Genomic DNA, 22,298 nt, shown 5'->3' on the forward strand with positions numbered 1-22,298 from the left:
GGCCGGATACCATGTGGCTATCGGTTCTCGCCGTGAGTGTTGGCGCCGTGATCGGCGCTAACCTGCGCTGGGCCCTTGGGTTATGGCTTAATGCCAGCTATCACGCCATTCCCTGGGGTACGCTGGTGGCCAATCTCAGCGGGGGCTGGCTGATTGGACTGCTCATGGGATTCTTCATGAACAACAGTGCGCTGGCGCCGGAATGGCGCTTGTTCGCCGTCACCGGTTTGTGCGGCGCCCTGACCACGTTCTCGACGTTTTCGCTGGAGATGTTTGCGGCCCTGCAGGAAGGCAAATGGGGCATGGCAGTGGTCGGGGTTACGGCCCACGTTGTGGGCTCTATATTGATGACCGCACTGGGTTTTTTAACGTTTTCTCTGGCCCGGTGGTAAGCGGCGTTCGAACCCGTTGAATGCTGTGTAATACTACCTATACAAATTGTTGAAAATACCCTTGGCAAGGCCGGTATTCCAGAGTACAGTGAAGCGGTAGGAAAGAATCAGCAAAGCAGTTCATGAATAAGACGTACCTCCGCAGTTAGTAGTGACCGTCCTGTTTTTGATCCCGCGAGTTCTGTTTTTCCGTAACACGCTGACCAGCACCACCTGGGTGTGTGGCAGCAGATAATATGATTGATTTCAGGAAGTTTAAGTATGTCTACTACTACCGGTACTGTTAAGTTCTTCAACGAAGCAAAAGGCTTTGGCTTTATCACTCGTGAAGGCGGCCCGGACGTATTCGTTCACTACAGCGCCATTCAGGGCTCTGGTTTCAAGACCCTGGCCGAAGGCCAGCAGGTCGAGTTCACCGTGACTCAGGGCCAGAAAGGTCCTCAGGCGGAGAACGTTGTTGCTCTGTAATCCTTGAAGGATTCAGCAATAACCGAAAAAAGGCAGCCATGGCTGCCTTTTTTATTGTCCGTTTATTCTCCGAAAATCTCTTCATAGAAGCGCAGTGTGCCCTGCCATGAACGCTTCGCCGCGGCTTCGTCGTAGGCAACCGGCATTCCAAACTGTTCCGCAATCTGGTCGGCATTGGGGTTGGTGAATGAGTGTTTCACGCCGGGAAAGCTGACCAGCGTCAGATCTACCTCGGCGTTCTGCATTTCCCTGACCAGCCCGGCAACCTGTTCCGAGGGCACCATGGCGTCTGCGCCGCCAGTGTAGACTTGTACCCGTGCTTTGACAGCCCCGGCTTCCGCTTGCAGAGGGCTCCCCAGCGCCCCGTGATAACTGACCACGCCGGCCAGATCCACGCCCAGGCGCGCCATGTTCAGCACAACGGCACCGCCAAAGCAGTACCCCTGGGCAGCGATGCGATCCGGGTCGACGCTTTCATGATTCTGCAGAAGGGTTTTGGCTTTCAGAAAGCGCGCTTTCACCTGCTCCATATCGCGGGTCGCTTCCTGCATGAATTTTTGCGCGGTTTCCGGATGCTCGGCCTGCTTGCCGGAACCGTACATATCCAGGGCGAGGGCGGTGTAACCCGAGGCGGCAAGCCTGTCTGCCTGCTCACGGGCAAACTCGTTGTGGCCCCACCACTCATGTACCACCAACACGCCCGGGCGCTTCCCGTCGGCTTCGTCATCCCAGGCCAGGTAGCCAGTGAAATTTTCGCCATCAACAGAGTATTCAATGGTTTTCGATTGCATATCCGCGAACGCCTCTGGGCTGGTGAAAAGGGCTAACAGCATTGCCGCAGGTGCGGCTGTTCTGAAGTGCATCATCGCGTTTATTTCTCCTTTCTGGCGATCCTGATAACGAAAAAGCATCAAGACTGACTTTCCTGAATCTCATTCTTGACTATAGTTAAATTCAGGAACGGTTTTAAGTCCGAAACAATTCGGGCGCCGTATCCACCCATAACTACAACAGTAATAAAGGGGGTGGTTTATGCTTCTTTCCCATGCGTTTGGTCTCTTCACCCACCCGGATGACGAGTGGGCATCCATCAGAAAAGAACACGAACATCCAACCAGGCTCTACGTCGCCTATGTGTTGATACTGGCGGCCATTGCGCCTGTGTGCGCCTATATCTCGACGGCGCATTTCGGCTGGACGGTCGGCAACGATCGCCTGATCAAGCTGACTGAAATCAGCGCCTTGCAGATGAGCGTGCTCACCTATCTGGCCATGCTGGTCGGGGTGTTTGCCCTGGGTTACGCGATTAACTGGATGGCCAGAACCTACGGAGCGAGGGAGGAGCATGTCCCCTCCAACGGCATCGCCCTGGCCGCGTATTCCTGTACGCCCCTGTTCCTGGCGGGTTTTGCGTTGCTGTATCCGGTGCCCTGGTTTAACGCCGTCGTGTTTCTTGCCGCCGCCTGTTATGGCGCCTGGCTGATGTACGATGGCCTGCCGATTGTCATGGGTATCGAAAAAGATCGCGCGGTCATGTACGGCGGGGCGCTGCTCACCGTGGCCCTGGTGATTCTCGTTTCTACTCGTGTGGGCTCCGTCATTCTCTGGAACCTGGGCCTGGGGCCAGTGTTCATCAGCGGATAATAGAGGCGTCTAATAACACAACGGGAGCTTCGGCTCCCGTTTTTTGTGAGCGAAGTCCGCTTGCCGCGCTCCTGTCGGAATTTGCCATACCCGTGTCGCAATCCGGCAACGCGAAGTTCATCTCTCTGGTCTAGCTTCTCAGAATGCCGGTTAACAGGCCGGCAAAGGTAACGGCTAATAATTAGACATCAGGGGTGAACCATGGCCAGATTGACCAGACGGGATTTTCTGAAAGCATCGGCGCTCGGGATGGGCGCGGTGGCTGTTTCTACCGGCCTCGCAGGTTGCGTGCTGGATAGTGACAGTGACGATAAACGGCGAGTGCAGTTCACGCATGGGGTGGCCAGCGGCGATCCGCTGCAGGACAGCATTATTCTGTGGACCCGGGCATTCCCTGAACGTGGCAGCAAAGTAAAGGTAGGCTGGGAGATCGCGACCGATGCGGATTTTACCTCTGTTGTTCAATCTGGCACCACAGAGGCCTCTGAAGCGCACGACTATACCCTCAAAGTCGATGCCCGGGGCCTGCTTCCCGGCCAGCGTTACCACTATCGTTTTCGGGCCTCCGGTGCCACGTCACCCGTTGGCACCGCATCGACCTTGCCGGAAGGCAGTGTGGACCAGGTAAGGCTGGCGGTGGTGTCCTGCGCCAACTATCCGGCGGGCTATTTCCATGTCTATCGCGAGATAGCAAACCAGACCGATCTGGATGCGTTAGTACATCTTGGTGACTATATTTATGAATACATCAGTGAGCCGGGCAGTTACGGAGCCGAAGATGCTGAAACCATTGGGCGCACCTTCCCGGACGATAACAATCTGGAAATTCTGAGCCTGGCGGACTACCGGCGTCGGTATGCGGTCTATCGGGAAGATCCGGATCTTCAGTTAGCCCACCAGAGGCTGCCGTTTATCATTGTCTGGGATGACCACGAGGTAGCCAACGATACCTGGCGGAACGGAGCCGAGAACCACAATACTGGTGAGGGTGAGTTCGAACAGCGGAAGCTGGATGCACTGCGTGCGTTCTTCGAGTGGATGCCGATAAGGCCGGCGGCAGAGGATAATGAGGAGATCATCTATCGCAGTTTCCGGTTCGGTAATCTGGTGGATCTGCATATGCTGGATACCCGGGTGATCGGCCGTGACCAGCAACTGGATTACCTGGATTATCTGAGAAAGAGCGGGCTGAATATCGAGCAATTCAAGCAGGCCGTCGGTGATCCCAACCGAACGCTGCTTGGGGCCGAGCAACGCCTGTGGTTGCAGAATAAGCTGGCGACCTCTACCGGCCAGTGGCAGGTGCTGGGCCAGCAGGTTTTGATGGGGCGCATGAACCTGCCTGCCGAGTTGTTGCTGGCGATTGCCACCGAAACGTTCGACAACCTGCCGGCAACGCTGCAAGAGTTGGCGACCCTCAAGGGAATGCAGTTGCAGGGCATGCCCCTGACCGAGCAGCAGCAGGCCCGTCTCGATACTGCCGCGCCCTATAATCTGGACGCCTGGGACGGCTACCAGGCCGAGCGGGAGGTGGTGCTGGGGACGGCCCGGCAGCGTAATCACAACCTGGTGGTGCTGGCTGGAGATACCCACAATGCCTGGGCCAATAACCTCAAGGACAAGGACGGCAACCAGGTCGGTGTGGAGTTTGCGACTGCATCGGTGTCCTCGCCCGGGCTTGAGGAGTATCTGCAGTTACCGGAAAGCCAGATTGCCGGCGCAGAGCAGGGCATTGGCCTGCTGGTGGATGACCTGGACTACCTGAACATCAATCAGCGGGGATATATGGTGGTTACCTTCACCCCGGAAGAAGCCCGGGCGGATTGGTATTTCGTGGACACGGTCAAGCAGCAGGAGTACCGGCTGGACGATGCGCGGGAGGCCGCGCGGAGGACATTGCCAGGCTCCGGCCAACGAACCGTGTTACCGGTTACCGGTGTCTGACGGCAGGATCAGCACCGTGAATATTTGATCGGGCTCATTGATCCTGCCGCCGGGATGCTGTGTTGTTAATCCGGAAATGGAGCAGGGAGCATGACAATGTCGAAAGCGAGGGAGCCGGATACAGGTCGAGCGCCTACAGGCGCTGAAGCGCCTCATCTGTGGCATACGATAACGGCAGATCAGGCGCGGGAGAGCATCAAGGCGCCAGAGCCGTTGACCGGAGAGGATGTGCGGGCGAGGTTGGTGGATTTTGGTGCCAACCGATTGCCCGAGGGGCGTACGACCGGTCCTCTGGCGCGCCTGGGGCGCCAGCTGCGCAATTTCCTGATCTATGTGTTGCTCACGGCAGCCGCGATAACCGGGGCTCTGGGCCACTGGGTCGATGCCGGTGTGATTCTGGCCGTGGTGGTGGTCCAGACGCTGGTTGGCTTTATTCAGGAGGGGCGGGCCGAGCAGGCGCTTTCCGCGATTCGCCATATGCTCGCACCCCGTGCCCGGGTCATACGCTCCGATGGCCAGCAGCAGGTGGATGCGGGTGAATTGGTGCCGGGTGATACCGTGTTGCTGGAGGCCGGAGACCGGGTCCCGGCGGATATTCGTCTTGAGAAAACCAATAATCTCAAGATCGAGGAAGCCATTCTGACCGGCGAGTCTGAGGCGGTGGATAAATCTTCGGATGCCGTGGCTGAGCTATCGGCGCTGGGTGACCAAACGTGCATGGCCTTCTCCGGAACCATGGTTGCCACCGGCACCGCACGAGGCGTGGTGGTGCGCACCGGCATTCATTCTGAAATTGGCCGTATTTCCGGCTTGCTGGCCGATACCACCAGTTTGAAAACCCCTCTGCTGGAGCAGATGGACCGGTTTGCGCGAGTGCTGTCGCTGATTGTCATTGTCACCGGCGTTCTCATCTTTTTCGGTGGTCTGGCTTTCAGTGGTCTGGCGTTCCGGGAACTGTTCATGGCCGTTGTCGGCCTGACGGTGGCGGCGATTCCGGAAGGTCTGCCAGCCATTCTTACCATTACCCTGGCCATCGGTGTGCGCCAGATGGCCCGACGGCAGGCAGTGGTCCGCCGTATGCCGGTGATTGAAACCCTGGGTGCAGTCTCGGTGATCTGCTCGGACAAGACCGGCACACTGACCCGCAACGAGATGATGGTGACTGCTGTAGTCGCCGGCGGGCAACGCTATGAGGTGACGGGGGAGGGATACCGTCCTGATGGCAGGGTTTGTTGCCAGGGTGAGCCGATCGTCAGCCAACCCGGTTTGATTGAGCTGGCGCGCGCCGCGGCTCTATGCAATGACGCCAGTATCCGTTCGAGTGACGGGAGCACGACGATTCAGGGCGACCCGATGGAGGCGGCGCTGAAAGTGTTTGCCGGCAAGGCAGAATTTGATCTGGTAACCAGTGCTTCCGCCTGGCCGAGGGTGGATGAGGTTCCCTTCGATACCCGCAACCGCTTTATGGCGACCTTGCATCATGATCACCACGGCCACGGTATTGCCTACCTCAAGGGCGCCCCGGAGCGGATTCTCGCCATGTGCCAGCAGCAGGTGTCGGCCAGCGGCGAGTGCGAGCCGGTGGATGCGGACTACTGGGGCCGGGTAATTGCGGACATGGCCGCAGAGGGCTTGCGGGTGCTGGCGCTTGCACGCCGACCCATGGTCAAAGGCAGCCGGGAACTGGTGGTAGAAGAGCTGGAGCAGGGTGCTGAACTGCTGGGTGTGGTTGGATTGCTGGACCCGCCGAGGCAAGAGGCCATTCGGGCGATTCAGGAGTGTCACGATGCCGGCATTCGGGTCAAGATGATTACCGGGGACCATGCCCTCACGGCTGGTGCGATCGCCCGCAAACTGGGCCTGCGCAATACCGACAGGGTGCTGACCGGTAAAGAACTGGATGAACTGGACGAGGCCCGGCTCCGGGACCTGGCTGGTGAGGTCGATGTCTTTGCCCGCACCAGCCCGGAGCATAAGCTGCGCCTGGTAAAAGCGCTACAGGCCAGGCACGGCGTGGTCGCCATGACCGGCGATGGCGTTAACGATGCGCCGGCACTCAAGCGAGCGGACGTTGGCATTGCGATGGGCGTCAAAGGTTCGGAAGCCGCGCGGCAGGCTTCATCCGTGGTCCTGCTGGACGATAACTTCGCCAGCATCGCCGCTGCGGTTCGGGAAGGTCGCACGGTCTACGCCAATCTGCGCAAGGGTATTGCCTTTATGTTGCCGATCAACGGCGGTGAATCGGTCAGTCTGATCACCGCCTTGCTGCTGGGGCTGGCCTTGCCGATTTCTGCACTGCAGATTCTCTGGGTCAACATGGTCAGTTCGGTGCTGCTGGCGATGACTCTGGCGTTTGAGCCGCCCGAGCCCGGGGTTATGCAACAGCCCCCGCGCCCGCGGGAGGAATCCTTGTTGCAGGGCTTTGTTATATGGCGCGTGGCGTTTGTGTCACTGCTGTTCCTGGCCGGTATCTTTGCCGCCTGGTTCTGGGTGATGGGTCGCCATCAGGACCCGGTGCTGGCCAGCACCCTGGCGGTGAATACCCTGGTGGCGATGGAGGTTTTCTATTTGTTCGCCGTGCGATATCTCGACAGCGCCTCCATCACGCTGCGCGGCGTGCTGGGCACGCCGGTGGTCCTGGTGGCGATCGTGGCCGTGGTGGGTTTGCAGCTGCTTTTCACCTATCTACCCTGGTTTCAGCAGACTTTTGCCACCGCCGCCCTGAGCCTGGAGCACCTTGGGTTCGCGGTTTCGGCCGGGGTCCTGGTGCTGGTGATACTCGAACTGGAAACCGCGCTTCGAAACCGGCTCAGGACAGCCCGCGGGTAATCACGCTCGGGTCGCCCCGGCCCTCCACTGCGGCCAGTTCGGCGCTGGAGAGCCATTCCCCGGGCGGTTTATCCAGTACCTGGGCACAGGCGGCCAGCGTATGACCCCAGGAGCAGCGGTTGGCAAACAGCATACCCGCCTCGTTCAGGGTGCCGCCGCGATTGATGTAACCCAGTACCCGGGAATGAACGGGCTGGGGGAACAGAGTATGCAGATGCCCGCGGAACACTTCCGGGCGCATATGCGTGAGGGCAACGCGCCGGTGCATCCGGTGAGGGAAGAGCCGCTCCCGTTCGAACTCGGTCAGGCAGGAGGCAGCTTCCATTGGGTCTCTGGGCTGGCGGAACCGCCCCGGCTCCTGCAGGTAGACCAGCCGGAAGGGCGTTCCGGTTTCCCGCAGGCGCTCGCAGGCCCTGATGGCCTCGGAAAGCTGATAGGCCCCATTGGCAATCAGCAAGAGGGGTTCTTCGCCGGCAGACGTATCCTCGTCGACCACCAGCGCACCGTGTCGTGCCAGGGTCTCGGCCTCGCTGGCGTTAAAAACGCAGGGGCGCTCCCGTTTGGGGATCACCAGACAGCTGATGCGCCCCCGCTCCCGGTATATGGATGGCATCACCGCCAGGGTGCTGTTGTAATCGGCCGGAAAGAGAACCCGTGAGACATCACTCATTTCGCCCAGCATGGCCTCACAGAAGCTGGTGTCCTGGTGGGATTGTTCGTTTTTGCCGTTTTCCCAGGTATGGGAGGTGGCAATTACCGGGAATCCCAGCCACCGGGGCGGCCGGCCCACGTCTTTCTGGTGGCGCGCGAAGATCAGTTCCTGGCGAACGGCGCCCAGCATTTTGACGCAAAAGGCCTCATAGCTTGCAACCAGATTCAGGCCCGCTTTGTTGGCCAGGCAGGCGGACACCACCGCCTCTTCGTTCAGGGCCGTGATAATTTTGCCGTGGACCGATTCCGAGTCGTTTTCCGGATCATTTACCCGGTGTTTGAGGCTGTCGAGCACGCCTTTGAGGCGATTACTCGCCAGTTCGTCGGGGTTTCCGACCCGTGCCCGGAGAGTCGGGTTGTCCGCTACCAGCGCCCGGAAGAATTCATCAACTGCGGTCATCGGTGAGCACGGGTTCTGGCCCCAGGGCAGCACTGGCATCAACGGCTCGGCGGGCTGTCGCTGCGCCAGCGGGTGATCCCGCTCCAGAGGGCGGCCCTGCTGGTCGTGCTCGTTGAGCTTTGACACGGCCAGGTGCAGTTCCTGGGGTTGAACCCAGAGCCGGGCCGCGTGTTCATTGAACAGCTCCCGCGAGCGCGCATCCAGGCGTGGGTTGCCCGGCAGTGGCAGGTTGTGCGCCGTATTTTTACCGGCACCGAAGAAGCCGAAGCCCTTAACCGTCTCGGCTATGCCGTAGGGGATGCGAACCGGGTAGGCGGTTTCGCCCCGTTGTGCGGCTGCACCCCGGGCGGCGAGGGCCTCTTCCATGTCGTAGAGCGCACAAACAAAGGCGGCGGGATCGCGACCGTCAAAGCGACGCGGATCAAAACCGCGGTGCTGCAGGTGGTCTTCAAATCGTTCCAGGCCTTCGCGAGTGCCCAGCTCGGTGCGTTGCTCGATGCGGCGACCGTTCGCGATCATCACCGGCAGTACCAGCCCGCAGTCGTCGGCACGCCACCAGCGGGGAACCCAGTCACTGCCACGCTGCTCTTCTGCTGCGCCATCGGACAGAAAGGCCACCAGCGACTCGCCCGGCAAGGGCATATGCGCGTATTGCAGCTCGGCAAAGCCGAGATAGCCGCCTTCGATAATACCGCCGGCGGTATGGGGGTTCACATGGCTGCCCAGGGGAGCCGCCATACGGCCTTCCGGTGTCTGGCGATAACTGTAGAAATCGCTGGCCAGTCTCGATAGCCCTTCCGCTGCCTGATAGCGCGCGCGTTGTTCCGGGTGCAGGTTGCCGGTCAGCACATTCAGGGCATCCACGGCGGCGACACAGTGCCCTTGGCCCATCAGCCAGCTGCGGGTGTTTCCGGTAAGATTATTGAGCGCAAGGTAGGCTGAGTAAGCTGGCACCATGTTGAGGGCGCCGCCCGTATGGCCCTCGGGCGATGCCTTGAAATCCTGGCCGGTCAGCGGGGCGCCCGCGATATCCACGCGGTTGCAGTAGGTCATGTGCACGACCAGCCAGAGGCCGGCGCTGGTCAGGCGGTCCAGGGCAATGAGCTTCTGGTAAACCGAGTCTTCGTCGGGCTGGTGTCCGGACTGTACCAGTTTGCCGGCCAGCTCCCGGACACGGGCCGAGGTCTGTTCGGAGTGCCGGATAACGCCATAGCCCTGTTGCCAGCACTCAAAGGCGGAACCTGGCGTTGCCTGGCTGGGCGCCGGAGCTGATTCTTTGGGCGATGACATGACGGCCTCCATGGCAGATGAGTGTTAAAAGAGTGTAAAACGTACCGGCAGGATCCCCCTTGATGCAGGTCAGTCGGATTTGCATCTTTTTCCGGCGTTGCGGATGAGAGGTTTTTGGGCCTGGGTTCGTTTAGGTATACACCTCATCTCGGGGCCATTGCCGCTGGCTCTGGTCCAGCCTGAACGGGCGGCCCCAGTAATAGCCCTGCCCCTGCAACCCCGGGAACTGGTGCAGCCAGAGGGCAACGGCTTGATCTTCAACGCCTTCGACCACAACCTCCAGGTCAAGGGCGATGCCGATCTCCAGCGTGGCCCGCAGAACGTTCTGGCGGGAGGGATAATCCAGAACGCCGTCCAGAAAGCTCCGGTCAATTTTCAATTCGTCCAGTGTGAACTGCGCGAGCGCGCCCAGTGACGAGTGACCAGAGCCGAAATCATCCAGGGCAATGCGGAACCCCATGGCACTGAGCGTGCGGATAGTGGCGCGGGCCGTTTCCGGATCGGTCATCATCGCGGTTTCGGTGATTTCCAGGCAGATATCAGAGGGTTCCAGCTTATGGCGGCGGACGATGGCCCCGGCCTCCTCGGCGAACAGACGGTGCGCCAGGTCCATGGCCGAAATATTCACGGCAACACAAACCGTGTGTCCGTATTCCGCATACAACCGGTGGCTGTCTTGGCAGGCTCGCTCGAGCACCCAGAGTGTGACGGTATGAATAATGCCCACTTCTTCAGCCAGTGGTATCCATTGCCCCGGCGCTACCCGGCCGAACTCGGGGTGTTGCCATCGGATCAAGGCTTCGACCGAGCCAACACGGCCATCGCGGATGTGGACCTTGGGCTGATATTCCAGCCACATTTCATCGGATTGCAATGCCTGTTCCACGTCCAGCATCAGTATCTGCTGGCGGTACTGCCATTCGGCGATGGACGGGTCATATATTACCAGAGGCATACTTTCATCCAGTGACGCGAATCCGGCACAGGCCAGTACATCGGCTGTTTCCGTGCCATGTTCGGGGGCGTTGGCGACACCAACAGACGGGGCCCAGGAGAACGAAAAACGGCCTTCACGGAAGCTTTCGGATAACCAGCGGTTGATGGTGAGCAGGCGCTCCCGCTCCTGATTTTCATCGGGATCACGAAGCAACGCGAAAGCGTGGTTCACGGTGTCCAGCGTGGCGATACCGTAGCCATTAATCATAATCAGCTGGTCGCCCAGGTTTTTTTTCAGAAACCGGTTGAGGTGCCTGAGGTACTGTTTCAAAAGCTCTTCGGCTGCGCGATATCCCAGTGCCTGTTCCACTTCGTTGAACCGGGCCAAACGAATCATACACAGGGTATAGGGGGTTTGATGGCAATCCACGGCGCCGAGGGTGTCCTCAAGCATGGGGCGGTTGGGCTTGCCGGTAACCCGGTGGGTTTTCAGCAGGCGATCGTAATCGCGCTCGATACTGGCTCGAAGGTTCTGTTCTTTGCGCACCTGGATGTCAGAACTCATCCGCTTTCTGCGCTCGTTCAGCAGCAGTTTGCTGACCCCGCTGGTGAGGATCAGGGAACCGGCCGCTGCGCCAAGGAAAAATGCCGAGTCGGTCATCACGTTGACCGGCAGCCAGCCGACGGTTCGGAGGGACGAAACCACGGCGCCGAGCAGAATTGCCAGAACAGAGAGCGCATAGTAGCGGGCATACACATGATTGCTGAATTTTCGCAGATTGAGCACCAGGATAAACAGCCCGCCTGTAGCGCTGGTGATCAGAAAAGCTTGCTGTCCGAACAGGTGAAGGTCCAGAGGGGCGGCCAGCAGATGCAGCGTTGCCAGTAAACTGAACCCCCTTAGCAGCCGTGCCTCTACTCTCTCCACCCGCAGGAAATGCGGCGTAAATTCACACAAGGCAATCAGGCACAGTGGCAGACTGATGTTAAGCAACGCGTTGAGTTCCGGCAGTGCCGGCCAGAGCAGCCAAAGACCAAGACCATCCATGACCAGTTGGCTGTAGATCACACTGATCATCAACACGCTTAACCAGGCCAGTCCCGGGCGGCGTAACTTGGCCACCATGATCAGATTCAGTAACAGGGCAAACACCAGCAGACCGGTAATAAACGATTTCCATGCGGTGATGGCGGTGCCTTTGCCCAGGGCCTCGGTGCTGTCCGACAGGGTGGCCGGCAACATGACGGGGCCGTGATTTCGCACTTCCATCAGCAGGATGGTGGTGCCGGGTTGCAGCGTAACCGGCCAGATCCATTGCGGCAGCGCAAGATAGCGCTGTTCGAAAGGGTACCGGTCGCCCATGGCCGGTAAGCGTTCGACCCGGCCGTCAGGATGAATCAACGCGGGTTTCAGGTGGTCGAGATAGGGCGCCGGCACGGTCAGCTGGCTGGCCACCGTCTGGGCTCGCGGGTTTTCGAGTTCCAGCCGGAACGTCACGCTCTTGTAAGGATAGCCAATGCCGGAAAATCGGGTATCGACGCTGAGCCAGTCGTTGGCTTGCCAGCGTTTCTCAGACAGAACGGTGTCCAGCGGCTGAAGCCGGTATTCGGCCCGCCCGGTGATGCCGGGCGCGGTTCCGGAGAATGTGGACACGGCAGGAAAGGCCTGGCGTGTGGGCTGTTCCTGCCAGAACGTGGTCGCCAGCCCGTAAAGCAAGGCAAAGACCAGAATGACGAACGGAAAGGAGTGCTGCAGCCAGACAGGCAGGCGGCCTGCGGGGTCGGTCTTTGAAACGGGCTGGCCGGGCAGTGAAGGGTCCATCCTGAACGTATCCTGAATCGGAAAGCGACGTTGTTACACTTCTGAAACAAAAGTTTAAGAGATGTAACGATCTGATTTACATAGATTTTACAGCAGTTTATAGAATTTTGCATTTGCTGTTTAAAACGCATGATTGAAAATGAGACCTGCGCACGGCCCGAAGGCGCTGATATAGTGCGCGCAAACGATTGTTACTCATTGATGGTGTCAGCAGCAGGTAGGCCCCCATGCGTTATTCTTTCCTTGTCAGCGTTATGATTTGTCTTCTGGTGATAGCCGGCCCGAGTTCCGCGGCTGCGGAAGACGGGCTGTCACTGGCATCGGTGCAGGCGGCCGCCGCCGAAGTCGGCAAGGAGGGGCTGTTATTCGAAAAGAATGCCCACCGGCCGGTACCGGTGGCGTCGATCACTAAACTGATGACGGCGCTGGTGGTGGTCGAGTCTGGCCAGGACATGGACGAATGGCTGACTTTCGAGGAACGGCACGTGGAAGCTGCCGCAAATGCCTGGACCCGGATTCGGGTGGGCTCCCAGCTTCGTCGCAGGGACGCACTGCGGATTGCCCTGATGTCGTCCGAAAACTTTGCAGCCTACACTCTGGCGCGCTCACACCCTGATGGCTTCGAGGGCTTTGTGGCGGACATGAACGCCAGGGCCAAAGCCCTGGGCATGGCGCAGACCCGCTTCGTCGATCCCACCGGGCTGTCCGCCGGTAACGTTTCCACGGCTGCGGATCTGGTGATTCTGGCCCGTGCCGCGCTCCGGCATCCGGAAATTCGCAACGCATCGACGACCGGTTATTACCGGGCCGAGTTTCGCCAGCCACGGTATAGCCTGTCCTTTGGCAATACCAATGCACTGGTACACAGAGACAGTTGGGGCGTAAAGCTCAGCAAGACCGGGTATTTGTCGGAAGCGGGGCGGTGTCTGGTGATGGTGTCAGAGATGAATGGCAAAGCGGTGATTACCGTGTTGCTGGACTCTCTGGGAACCCGATCGCCGATGGGTGATGCCGGCCGCATCAAGCGCTGGCTCGCCACCGGTCAGTCGGGCTCCGTGGCCCCGGCCGCGAAGCGTTACCAGCGCGAGAAAAATGCAGCCCTGATGGCGGCAGAGGCGGAGCGGTCTCAGGCTGTCCGGGCGTCTTCACAGTGAGGTTTGGTTGAAAAGATGATCGAGATACTGACCACCGGTGGCACCATCGACAAGGTTTACTTCGATGCCAACAGTCAATTTGAAATCGGTGAAAGCCTGTTGCCGGAACTCCTGGCCGAATCGAATATCCACGATGGCTATGGCATCCGGTCGCTGATGCGCAAAGATAGTCTGGAGCTGACGGATGCCGATCGTCAGGTCATTCTGGCGGCGGTGCAGGCCTCGGCTAGCGAGCGATTCCTGATTACCCACGGTACCGATACCATGGCGCAAACCGCCGAGGTGCTGAAAGCGGTTGCGGATCGTACCATCGTGCTGACCGGTGCCATGCAGCCTGCCCGGATGCGGCGCAGCGACGCCATCTTCAATATCGGTTTTGCCTGGGCGGCGGTCTCGTTACTACCGGCGGGAGTCTATATTGCCATGAACGGAGAGGTGTTCGAGGCCGGTTCCGTGCGAAAGAACCTCGAGGCCCAGCGATTTGAGCGGGCCTAGGCGGACGTTCAGCCGGATATCGAATGGATTTCCTCGGATGTCAGCGCCCGGAAGGAGCCGGGGGCCAGGCTGTCGTCCAGCACAATCGGGCCGATACGGAATCGGTGCAGACGCTCCACCCGGTTGCCGACAGCGGCCAGCATTCGCTTGACCTGGTGGTAGCGGCCCTCGCGGATGGTCAGGTCGATCACCTGGCTGCTTTGCACATGGACTTCGGCGGGCCTGGTTGCCGTGCTTTCACCGTTGAGCATGACGCCTTGCTCGAGTGCCCGGCAGGCCTCCTCAGGGATGGCCTCTGCAAGCCAGACCCGGTAACTTTTGCGGCATTCCCTCCGTGGTGAGGTGACTGTGTGGGACCATTGGCCGTCACTGGTCAACAGCAGCAGGCCGGTGGTGTCCTTGTCCAGGCGCCCGGCAATATGCACCTGACCGGCCAACTCGCCGGGCAACAGGTCGAGTGCCGTGGGCTGGCTGCTGTCGCGGGTAGCGCTCAGAACGCCCGCCGGTTTGTGCATCATCAGGTAAACGTCGCCGGGTAAGGCGATGGCATGGCCATCCAGATAGATCGCTTGTGTGGCCTCCACCTGGCGATTGGCTTGCCGGCAGATGTCTCCCTCCACCGTCACTCGGCCAGTCGACACCGCTTTTTTCGCATCTTTACGGGAAAGCGCAGTTGCGCTGGCCAGATATTGATCCAGTCGCATCAGCAGGAGCTCCCCGGGTTGGGTGCGGACAGAGTGGCGAGACACAACACGGGTACCTGCCCTGTCATCCGTTCCCACAATAGCGGCAGTGCGGCCCGGTTAAGGGCCGGTCGCGGTAATCGACCACTGATGAGTGGTTGAACTCTGCCGTCTTCTGTTTCAGCAAGAAGGAAGGTGAAAGGATGCGCACCGGGAATGCCCAGCCGGATATCCGTTGCGGTTATCTGATTGCCACGTTGCTGGTAGTCCAGAAAGCCTCGAGTGAACCATTCCAGCCTTTGCGCCTCCGGCAATCCGGCGACCATCTCGGCAAGCGCCGGCTGGCGCGGAAAATGCTCCAGCACCAGTTCGTCGCTGGTGTCCAGAAAGCCGGTGACGATCTCGACCCGGTGTTCTGCATTTATTGCGGTCGCACGCCATAGAACGGTATTGAACGGCATGGGTTGGACCAACAGGGCTGCCGGCTCCATGCCGGCCTGGGCCAGGGCCGGTTTTACCCGGTCGGTGATGATCTGTTGGGCACTGACCGACCAGCCCAGGTAGAGGCTGGACAGAAACAGGCCGGTGACAAGAGCTTTGGCCGCCGGCGGTCGATACAGAAAGGCCAGGCACCCGGCCAGTAGCGGCAGTGTGTAAAGCGGGTCGATGATAAAAATGCTGTTGATCGCTACGGGGCGTCCAAAAGGCCAGAACAGTTGGGTTCCGTAGGTGGTAAAGGCATCCAGCAGGGGATGCGTGATCAGGATAAGGCCTGTCAGTGCCAGCCACCGCGGGTAAGAAAGTTGCGGCTTCCAGCGCCATAGTCCCCAGGCGATAAGGAGTGCCAGTGGTGCCAGCACAAACAGGGAATGGCTGAACCCCCGGTGTTGGGTGAAATTGGCGACCGCGCTGCCGTAGTCAATAACAACGTCCAGGTCTGGTAAGGTCCCGAGCAGGGCTCCGGTCATCAGGGCGGAGCGTCCAAGCGTTTTACCGGCAACTGCTCCGGCAATGGAGGCGCCAAGGGCAATCTGGGTAATGGAGTCCATAATATCCCGCATTCTGGGGTGACTGGGCGATACCCATATTATGCGCGGATTCGGAATTCAGATCACGGGAAGGGGCAAGAAAAACCGGCAGCACGGGGTGCTGCCGGTGGGATATTACCATTCAGACCTTGCGGCGACGGGTCAGCCCCAGGCCTGCCAGGCCAAGACCCAGCAAGGCCAGCGTGCCAGGCTCGGGAACCGAGCGAACGTTCAGCTTTGCCAGCAAGTCGACCGAGGTCGCCTTGCCTTCTCCGGTAGTAATTTCGTTCAGCCCGTTGGCAAAGCCGAGCAGAGACAATGAATAAATACTTGAGCCGAACTGGAACTCGGAACTCTCGATCACGTTATCGAGCCGCACCACATCGTCTACATCCCGTTGTGAACAGCCAAAGAGGAATGAGAGAGGCCCGCAATGGACGTTGGGAGTTTCAATGTGTGAAAACTCGAACGTATAGGGCCCTGTCACCGTGCCATTGCTGGCAGTTGTCGAGAATGTCGCGAATACATCCAGGTTGACTCCGGTAATGCTGTCGCCGGTGATGCGGTTGTTGAAATGTGTAAAGTTTCCCAACACAAATTCAGCATCGGAGGTGATGGTTTGTGGCAGGCTGGCGGGGCCCTGAAAGCTGAAGCCGCTTTGCGGCCCGTTTGAGCAGGTCCTCCACCACAAGATGCCAGAGCAGGTTTCCTCTCCGGTGCCCCAGCGCAGCGTGTCAGTCCCTACGCCCTGAACGTTGCTGCCGTTGGTCGGTGTGCCCCAGGCCCCTGACACCGTGTCAAGATCGACCGGGAAAGCCCAGGAAGTCGACGCAAACCCAAGCGTTGCCGCCGCTACGATTCCTTTCATCCATTGACGCATTGTCGCCACCTCTACTGCTCGCTGTTTTAGGTAATCCCGAATCAGACCGGGCTCTGCGAGTATGTGTAGCTAAATGCGTGCCAATATATTAATCCTTTAAAAACAGGCTGATAGCATTATTAGGTTGGTGTGGTGTAAAAAACATGGACACTTTTACGTGCCGGTGTACACGCCCAGCGACGACAGAACCTCGGATGATGGAAAGCCATCGGCCACCAGCCCTTCGGCCTGCTGATAGGCGCGAATGGCATTGCGGGTATTGGAGCCCAGGATGCCATCCGGCTCGCCACTGGCATAGCCTCGGGCATTGAGCGCCTGCTGGAGCGTCAACACCTGATCCCTCGACAATGCCGGGTGGTCTTCCGGTGGCGGGTTCTGCAATTTGCCCGCCCCGGCAATTCGGTCTGCCAGGTGGCCAACGGCAATCGCATAGAACTCGGACCGGTTCCAGCCCATGATGACCCGGAAGTTGCGGTAAACCAGAAACGCCGGCCCCTGGTGTCCGCTGGGGACAATCAGCGCTGCCTCAATGGGCTCTTTCGCCAATGGTTTGCCGAAGGCATCGGTAATCTCCATGTCACGCCAATCCGACAGCGGGCGTCGGCTCCCGTCGGCGAGGCTGAAGTCGAAGTTGTCGGGTAACCGCACCTCCCGGCCCCAGCGATAGTCTCCGTCCCAGCCCATGGATTGCAGAAACCGGCCGGCTGACATCATGGCATCCGGCAGGCTGTTCCAGAGATCCCGGCGGCCATCGCCATCAGCATCGACAGCGTGTTGCAGGAACACCGTGGGCATGAACTGTACGTGCCCCATGGCCCCGGCCCAGGAGCCTTCCATTTTGTCGGCGGGTATGGCGCCCTCATCGATAATGCGAAGTGCGGCAATGAACTGTTCTGTGAAAAAACTGCTGCGCCGGGCATCGCAGGCCAGCGTTGCCAGTGCGCTGGGCACCTGCATTTTGCCAAAGTAGCTGCCGTAATTTGTCTCCAGCCCCCAGAACGCCGCCAGATAGGGCGCTGGAACGCCGGTTGCTTCAGTGACCCGAGCCAGAAGCTCACGGTGTTTTTCCAGCAGCTGACGCCCCTTTTCAACCCGGCTGTCGTTAACACGCCGGTTCAGGTAGTCGGCAAAGGTGGTGGTGAATTCAGGTTGTCGGCGATCCAGTTCGATCACCCGGTCGAGATGCACGACCTCGGCCATGACCGGTTCTACGGTCGATTGGCGGACGCCGGCATCCATCGCTTTTCCGGCAAGTGCCTGCTTGCACTGCTCGAAGGAGGGCATTGTGGAATCGGCATCGGCCCGGGCGACGAGCGCCAGCGTGCTCAGGGAAATCGTTACCAGGGTGCGGCCCAGGGTCGACCGGAAGATCAGTTTGGACACGGGTATCCTCGCATTAGGGTCGTGACAACGTGGACTGCCATGGTAGCGCGTTTTTCCGGTTGGAAAATACCGCTATAACCGACAGTGTCACGACTTTAATGAGGCCAATGCCAGCGTTTTATCCGGGTTTGTGGTCTTTTTGTAGCCCCCCGGTCACGACCGGACCGGGATGTTCTATAGTTGCAGGGTTGGTGGAATCCGGAGCAAATGTCGTTATGGCAACACTGAAGGCGCTGGTGGTTGATGATGCCAGTTTTGTGAGAGACCTGGTTAAACGGACGGTGCGTCAGCGCTTTCCGGTGATTGAGACCACGGATGCCCAGAACGGGCGAAGAGCGCAATCCTTGATGTCGCGGGCCCGCTTTGACCTGGTGCTGTGCGACTGGGAGATGCCTGAAATGTCGGGGCTTGAACTGTTGCAGTGGATGCGGCAACAGCCTGATTATCAGAACGTGCCATTCATTATGATCACCAGTCGAGGCGATAAGGATCATGTGATTGAGGCGGTCAGGGAAGGTGTGTCGGAATACCTGGGCAAGCCATTCAGCCCGGAGGGGTTGAGCAAGAAAATCATCAAAGTCATGGGCCGACGTTTGCACGACGCCATGGCCGGCAGCGGCAAGTCGCTGGAGGGGCCGGCCGATGCGTTCAAGGAATCTGCGGCACTGCTCACCCAGAAGCGTGAAACACCGGCGCCAGCGCCTGCGTCAGGGCCGGTGGCGGCTGATAACCCGTTACTCAGTGCCGGTCGCGCGACCTCGGCGGCAAAAAAGCCCCAGGCCCGCGGGGCGATGAGTATGGCATCGGTACGATTTTCTGATAGCACCCTGAAGTCGGTGGTGAAAGATATCAATCTGACGGAAGTGCGGGTGATCGCCAAACGCGACCAGGTGTTTCCCGGTATTCTGGATCAGGCGGTGGTGGATATCGATATGGGCGATGGCCAGATGGCGCGCCTGAACGGCTATGTGCATCAATTGCAGGCCGTGGACAAACGGCAGGATACCGACTTTGTCAGCGTGACCATCCGGTTTGTCGACGAAGACCCCAAGAAGCTGGAGGACTTGTCCCGGTTTGTCGCCAGATTTCGGGCCTCCAATCGCTGAGCGGCGGCATTTCAGCGTTTGTTGAGCTCATCCGGTACGCGCTCCACCAGGCGTTCCCTTGGAAAATGGCAGATGAATTCACTGCCTTCGCCAATGTTGCTGCGGATTTCCAGATTGCCATCGTGATTGATCAGTACGTGCTTGACGATGGCCAGACCCAGGCCGGTGCCGCCTGTGTCCTTGTGCCGGCTGGGGTCGGCACGATAAAAGCGTTCGGTTAGCCTGGGAATATGCACCGGATCGATGCCGATGCCGCTATCTTTCACGGAAAGATGCGCGCCATCGCGATTGGCGCTCCAGAGTACCGTGATGCCACCACCGGCCGGCGTGTATTTCACCGCGTTGAATATCAGATTCGAGAAGGCGCTACGCAGCTGGCTCTCATCACCCTTCAGCAGGCGGTGGTCGCCAATCTGCAGGTCGATCTGATGCCCCTTGTCGCCACTGAGCGCCCGGGCATCGTGGGCGATCTGGTTGAGCAGAGCGTCGACATCGGTCAGGGCGTCGTCGACCGTGTGTTCGCCGGTTTCGATTCGGGATAGCAGTATCAGATCGGTAATCAGTGCTTCCATCCGGGAAGCCTGAGTGGCCATCGTGTCGACGGCCCGTCGCCATTTGGCGGGCAGCTCGTCACTATGGTCAACGAGTGTTTCCAGATAGCCACTGATCACCGTTAATGGCGTTCGCATCTCGTGCGAGACGTTACCCACGAAGTCCCGCCGCATTTGTTCGAGCTGGTACAGCCGTGTGACATCCTTGGCGACAATCAGCCGGTCGTCGTCCCCGAACAGACTGATCTGGATCTGCAGGTGGATGTGCGGTTTGGCCGGTGAATTGAGTTCCAGAGGCTCGCGGTAATCCCGGGCATCAAAATAGGCTTTGAACGCCGGTGTGCGGATCAGGTTGTGAATAAATTGCCCGCGATCGGTGCTGCGGCGAAAGCCCAGCAGGTATTCGGCCGAGCCGTTCCACCACTCCATGGCGCCGCGGGCGTCGGTCATGATCACACCGTCGCGCATGGCGTTGGTGGATTCCTGTACCCGGTTGATGCGGGCACGAAGCCGGTCCTGGGCCAACAGGTGATTCTGGTTGAGTTTGTGCAGGCTGTCGAAAATGTCGCCCCACATTCCCACACTTTGCGGTGCCTCGTCTGAAGCCCCGGGGTTTCCCAACCATTGGTACAGGCGGCGTGCCTGCAGCAGCGTCCACCAGAGATAGGCGACCAGGCCGGCCAGCAGGCCGTACACCGGCTCGCCAACGTAAAGGCCGGCCAGAGTGGCGCCGGCGAGGGCGGTAATGATCAGTCTGAGGTAACGGGACCAGCTATGTTGCATCCGCTACTGCCTTGTTTGTCTTGCTGGTGTTGAAGTCCCTGGTACCGGGCGTTGCGACTCTCCGGACGCCGCGCCCAGTGAAGGACATCAGGCGGCCCGGGTAGAAAAACGGTAGCCCGTACCCCGTACCGTTTGAATCAGGTGATCGTAGCGGTCACCCAGTGCTTTGCGCAAACGCCGAATATGCACGTCGACGGTACGTTCCTCTACGTACACGTTGCCGCCCCAGACCTGATCCAGCAATTGGGAGCGGGTATACACCCGCTCCTGGTGGGTCATGAAAAATTGCAGCAAGCGGTACTCGGTGGGGCCCATGGTGATGGCGCCGCTGGCTGTTGTTACCCGATGCCCGACCGGGTCCAGTGTCAGGCCATCCACTTCAATTGGGCTGTCAACGCCTGGTGGTGTGGCCCGCCGGAGCACGGCTTTCAGCCGGGCCACCAGCTCACGGGGGCTGAAAGGCTTGGTGATGTAGTCGTCGGCACCGACTTCCAGGCCCTGGATTTTGTTGTCTTCTTCTACCTTGGCGGTGAGCATGATGATGGGAATGTCTGCCGTGGCCTCATCTTTCTTTAGCCGGCGCGCCAACTCAACGCCGCTGGTACCCGGCAGCATCCAGTCCAGCAAGACCAGATCGGGGTGTTTGTCGACGATCAGGGCGTGGGCCTCCCGGGCGTCTTCAGCCTCAAGATAGTCGTAGTCCGCCATCTCAAGCGCGACGGCAATCATTTCGCGGATCGGTGCTTCGTCATCAACGATCAGGACAGTTTTTCCACTCATAGACATCAACCTGTATCAGACTTCGGGAGCTCTCCGATCGACGGTCTGGTTACACTCCCTGTAATGTTGCCGGGCCATTACACCGCGTCTTCATTACAAGTATATGACACCGGAGGCAGGTCAGAGCGCGAGGTCCAGTGCCAGGCCGATAAAAACCGCGAAACCGGCCCAGTTGTTGTTCAGGAATGCCTTGAAACAGCCGCTTCTGGTGCGCTCCCGTGCCAGATACTGGTGGTAGACAAAGAGTGTGGCCATGGCCACGACACCCAGGTAGTAAGGCGAGCCGAGTTCGGCGCGCTGGCCCACGATGACCAGAATCAGCACCACCAGAGCCTGCAGAACGCCAATGATGGCCCGGTCTGCGTCGCCAAACAGAATGGCGGTGGACTTGATGCCGATTTTCAGGTCGTCATCCCGGTCAACCATGGCGTAGAGCGTGTCGTAGGTGACGGTCCAGAGCAGATTGGCGGTAAACAGCAGCCAGGTAATCTGGCTGAGCTGGTTTGCTTCCGCCGCCCAGGCCATGGGAATGGCCCAGGAGAATGCGGCACCGAGAAACAGCTGGGGCAGATGGGTGTAACGTTTCATGAACGGGTAGATAAAAGCCAGCAGTGCGCCACCGAAGGACAGATAAAGGGTCAGTGAGTTAGTGAAAAACACGACCATCAGAAAAGAGACCAGACACAGCCCGACAAACAGAGCAACGGCCTCCCAGGCGCGCACGCGGCCTGTTGTCAGCGGGCGGTCCTTGGTGCGTTCGACGTGCCGGTCCCAGTCCCGGTCGGCAAAATCGTTAATGGCGCAGCCGGCAGCCCGCATGAAAAAGACCCCGAGGGTAAAAATTACCAGATTGGCAAGTGAGGGCGCACCCTCCGCTGCCAGCCAGAGAGACCAGTAAGTGGGCCACAGGAGTAAGAGGGTTCCGATCGGCCGGTCGATTCGCAGCAGCTGCGCGTAATCGGCCAGGCGGGTATGAACGTGATCAGGCAGGGCGTTCTGCAACATAGAATCCGGTGTCC

Annotated in this window: 18 protein-coding genes; 8 read left to right on the forward strand and 10 right to left on the reverse strand. The window is 59.4% G+C overall.

Going from position 1 to position 22,298, the window contains the following annotated elements; genetic code table 11:
• The first annotated feature begins 11 nt into the window (after nucleotides 1-11).
• Nucleotides 12-392 (forward strand): fluoride efflux transporter CrcB, encoded by a 381-nt coding sequence (gene crcB, locus ACP2AU_RS07955; protein WP_426375580.1) that lies wholly within the window; start codon nucleotides 12-14, stop codon nucleotides 390-392.
• A 261-nt stretch (nucleotides 393-653) separates the two neighbouring features.
• The gene (locus tag ACP2AU_RS07960) at nucleotides 654-860 is read left to right on the forward strand and encodes a cold-shock protein (RefSeq protein WP_008172950.1); all 207 of its coding nucleotides are present in this window, start codon (nucleotides 654-656) and stop codon (nucleotides 858-860) included.
• Nucleotides 861-922: 62 nt separating this feature from the next.
• Here ACP2AU_RS07960 and ACP2AU_RS07965 read toward each other — a convergent pair whose 3' ends face one another.
• Nucleotides 923-1,726, reverse strand: coding sequence for a dienelactone hydrolase family protein (locus ACP2AU_RS07965; RefSeq protein WP_426375610.1), 804 nt, complete (start codon nucleotides 1,724-1,726; stop codon nucleotides 923-925).
• 166 nt (nucleotides 1,727-1,892) lie between these two features.
• On the opposite strand from ACP2AU_RS07965, the gene ACP2AU_RS07970 reads away from it, so the two are divergent.
• From ACP2AU_RS07970 to ACP2AU_RS07980, 3 genes are all read left to right on the forward strand, one after another.
• Nucleotides 1,893-2,504 (forward strand): Yip1 family protein, encoded by a 612-nt coding sequence (locus ACP2AU_RS07970; protein ID WP_426375581.1) that lies wholly within the window; start codon nucleotides 1,893-1,895, stop codon nucleotides 2,502-2,504.
• Nucleotides 2,505-2,705: 201 nt separating this feature from the next.
• Nucleotides 2,706-4,448: an alkaline phosphatase D family protein gene (locus ACP2AU_RS07975; protein ID WP_426375582.1), complete on the forward strand. Its 1,743-nt coding sequence runs from the start codon at nucleotides 2,706-2,708 to the stop codon at nucleotides 4,446-4,448.
• 96 nt (nucleotides 4,449-4,544) lie between these two features.
• Nucleotides 4,545-7,277: a cation-translocating P-type ATPase gene (locus ACP2AU_RS07980; RefSeq protein WP_426375611.1), complete on the forward strand. Its 2,733-nt coding sequence runs from the start codon at nucleotides 4,545-4,547 to the stop codon at nucleotides 7,275-7,277.
• On the opposite strand, the gene ACP2AU_RS07985 is transcribed toward ACP2AU_RS07980, so the two are convergent.
• Entirely contained in the window at nucleotides 7,258-9,678 is a 2,421-nt protein-coding gene (locus ACP2AU_RS07985; RefSeq protein WP_426375583.1) for a xylulose 5-phosphate 3-epimerase, read from the reverse strand. The genes ACP2AU_RS07980 and ACP2AU_RS07985 overlap by 20 nt on opposite strands.
• Nucleotides 9,679-9,808: 130 nt before the next feature.
• A complete protein-coding gene (locus ACP2AU_RS07990) occupies nucleotides 9,809-12,436 on the reverse strand; it encodes an EAL domain-containing protein (RefSeq protein WP_426375584.1) in 2,628 nt (875 codons plus the stop codon).
• A 227-nt stretch (nucleotides 12,437-12,663) separates the two neighbouring features.
• On the opposite strand from ACP2AU_RS07990, the gene pbpG reads away from it, so the two are divergent.
• On the forward strand, nucleotides 12,664-13,590 hold the full coding sequence (pbpG, locus tag ACP2AU_RS07995; protein WP_426375585.1) for a D-alanyl-D-alanine endopeptidase: 927 nt from the start codon (nucleotides 12,664-12,666) through the stop codon (nucleotides 13,588-13,590).
• 15 nt (nucleotides 13,591-13,605) lie between these two features.
• The gene (locus tag ACP2AU_RS08000; RefSeq protein WP_426375586.1) at nucleotides 13,606-14,085 is read left to right on the forward strand and encodes an asparaginase domain-containing protein; all 480 of its coding nucleotides are present in this window, start codon (nucleotides 13,606-13,608) and stop codon (nucleotides 14,083-14,085) included.
• Between the two features lie 8 nt (nucleotides 14,086-14,093).
• On the opposite strand, the gene ACP2AU_RS08005 is transcribed toward ACP2AU_RS08000, so the two are convergent.
• The 4 genes from ACP2AU_RS08005 to ACP2AU_RS08020 all read right to left on the reverse strand — a co-directional run bounded on the left by ACP2AU_RS08005 (nucleotide 14,094) and on the right by ACP2AU_RS08020 (nucleotide 18,059).
• Nucleotides 14,094-14,789 carry a pseudouridine synthase gene (locus ACP2AU_RS08005; protein ID WP_426375587.1) on the reverse strand — a complete coding sequence of 232 codons (696 nt, stop codon included), beginning with the start codon at nucleotides 14,787-14,789 and terminating at the stop codon, nucleotides 14,094-14,096.
• The gene (locus ACP2AU_RS08010) at nucleotides 14,789-15,817 is read right to left on the reverse strand and encodes a metal-dependent hydrolase (protein ID WP_426375588.1); all 1,029 of its coding nucleotides are present in this window, start codon (nucleotides 15,815-15,817) and stop codon (nucleotides 14,789-14,791) included. The genes ACP2AU_RS08005 and ACP2AU_RS08010 overlap by 1 nt, the downstream gene beginning before the upstream one ends.
• Nucleotides 15,818-15,938: 121 nt before the next feature.
• Nucleotides 15,939-16,676, reverse strand: a complete 738-nt coding sequence (locus tag ACP2AU_RS08015) for a THxN family PEP-CTERM protein (RefSeq protein ID WP_426375589.1) — start codon at nucleotides 16,674-16,676, stop codon at nucleotides 15,939-15,941.
• Nucleotides 16,677-16,829: 153 nt separating this feature from the next.
• Entirely contained in the window at nucleotides 16,830-18,059 is a 1,230-nt protein-coding gene (locus tag ACP2AU_RS08020) for a lytic murein transglycosylase (RefSeq protein ID WP_426375590.1), read from the reverse strand.
• 215 nt (nucleotides 18,060-18,274) lie between these two features.
• Between ACP2AU_RS08020 and ACP2AU_RS08025 the strand changes: the two genes are divergently transcribed.
• Nucleotides 18,275-19,165 carry a response regulator gene (locus ACP2AU_RS08025; RefSeq protein ID WP_426375591.1) on the forward strand — a complete coding sequence of 297 codons (891 nt, stop codon included), beginning with the start codon at nucleotides 18,275-18,277 and terminating at the stop codon, nucleotides 19,163-19,165.
• 11 nt (nucleotides 19,166-19,176) lie between these two features.
• On the opposite strand, the gene phoR is transcribed toward ACP2AU_RS08025, so the two are convergent.
• The 3 genes from phoR to ubiA form a co-directional block, all read right to left on the reverse strand.
• Nucleotides 19,177-20,499 carry a phosphate regulon sensor histidine kinase PhoR gene (phoR, locus tag ACP2AU_RS08030; protein ID WP_426375592.1) on the reverse strand — a complete coding sequence of 441 codons (1,323 nt, stop codon included), beginning with the start codon at nucleotides 20,497-20,499 and terminating at the stop codon, nucleotides 19,177-19,179.
• Between the two features lie 87 nt (nucleotides 20,500-20,586).
• Complete coding sequence (phoB, locus tag ACP2AU_RS08035; RefSeq protein WP_426375593.1) at nucleotides 20,587-21,279, reverse strand: phosphate regulon transcriptional regulator PhoB; 693 nt, start codon at nucleotides 21,277-21,279, stop codon at nucleotides 20,587-20,589.
• A gap of 120 nt (nucleotides 21,280-21,399) precedes the next feature.
• A complete protein-coding gene (ubiA, locus tag ACP2AU_RS08040; protein ID WP_426375594.1) occupies nucleotides 21,400-22,284 on the reverse strand; it encodes a 4-hydroxybenzoate octaprenyltransferase in 885 nt (294 codons plus the stop codon).
• Between the last annotated feature and the right edge of the window lie 14 nt (nucleotides 22,285-22,298).

Origin of the sequence: Marinobacter sp. VGCF2001, assembly GCF_049943275.1 — a bacterium.
Lineage (GTDB): Bacteria > Pseudomonadota > Gammaproteobacteria > Pseudomonadales > Oleiphilaceae > Marinobacter.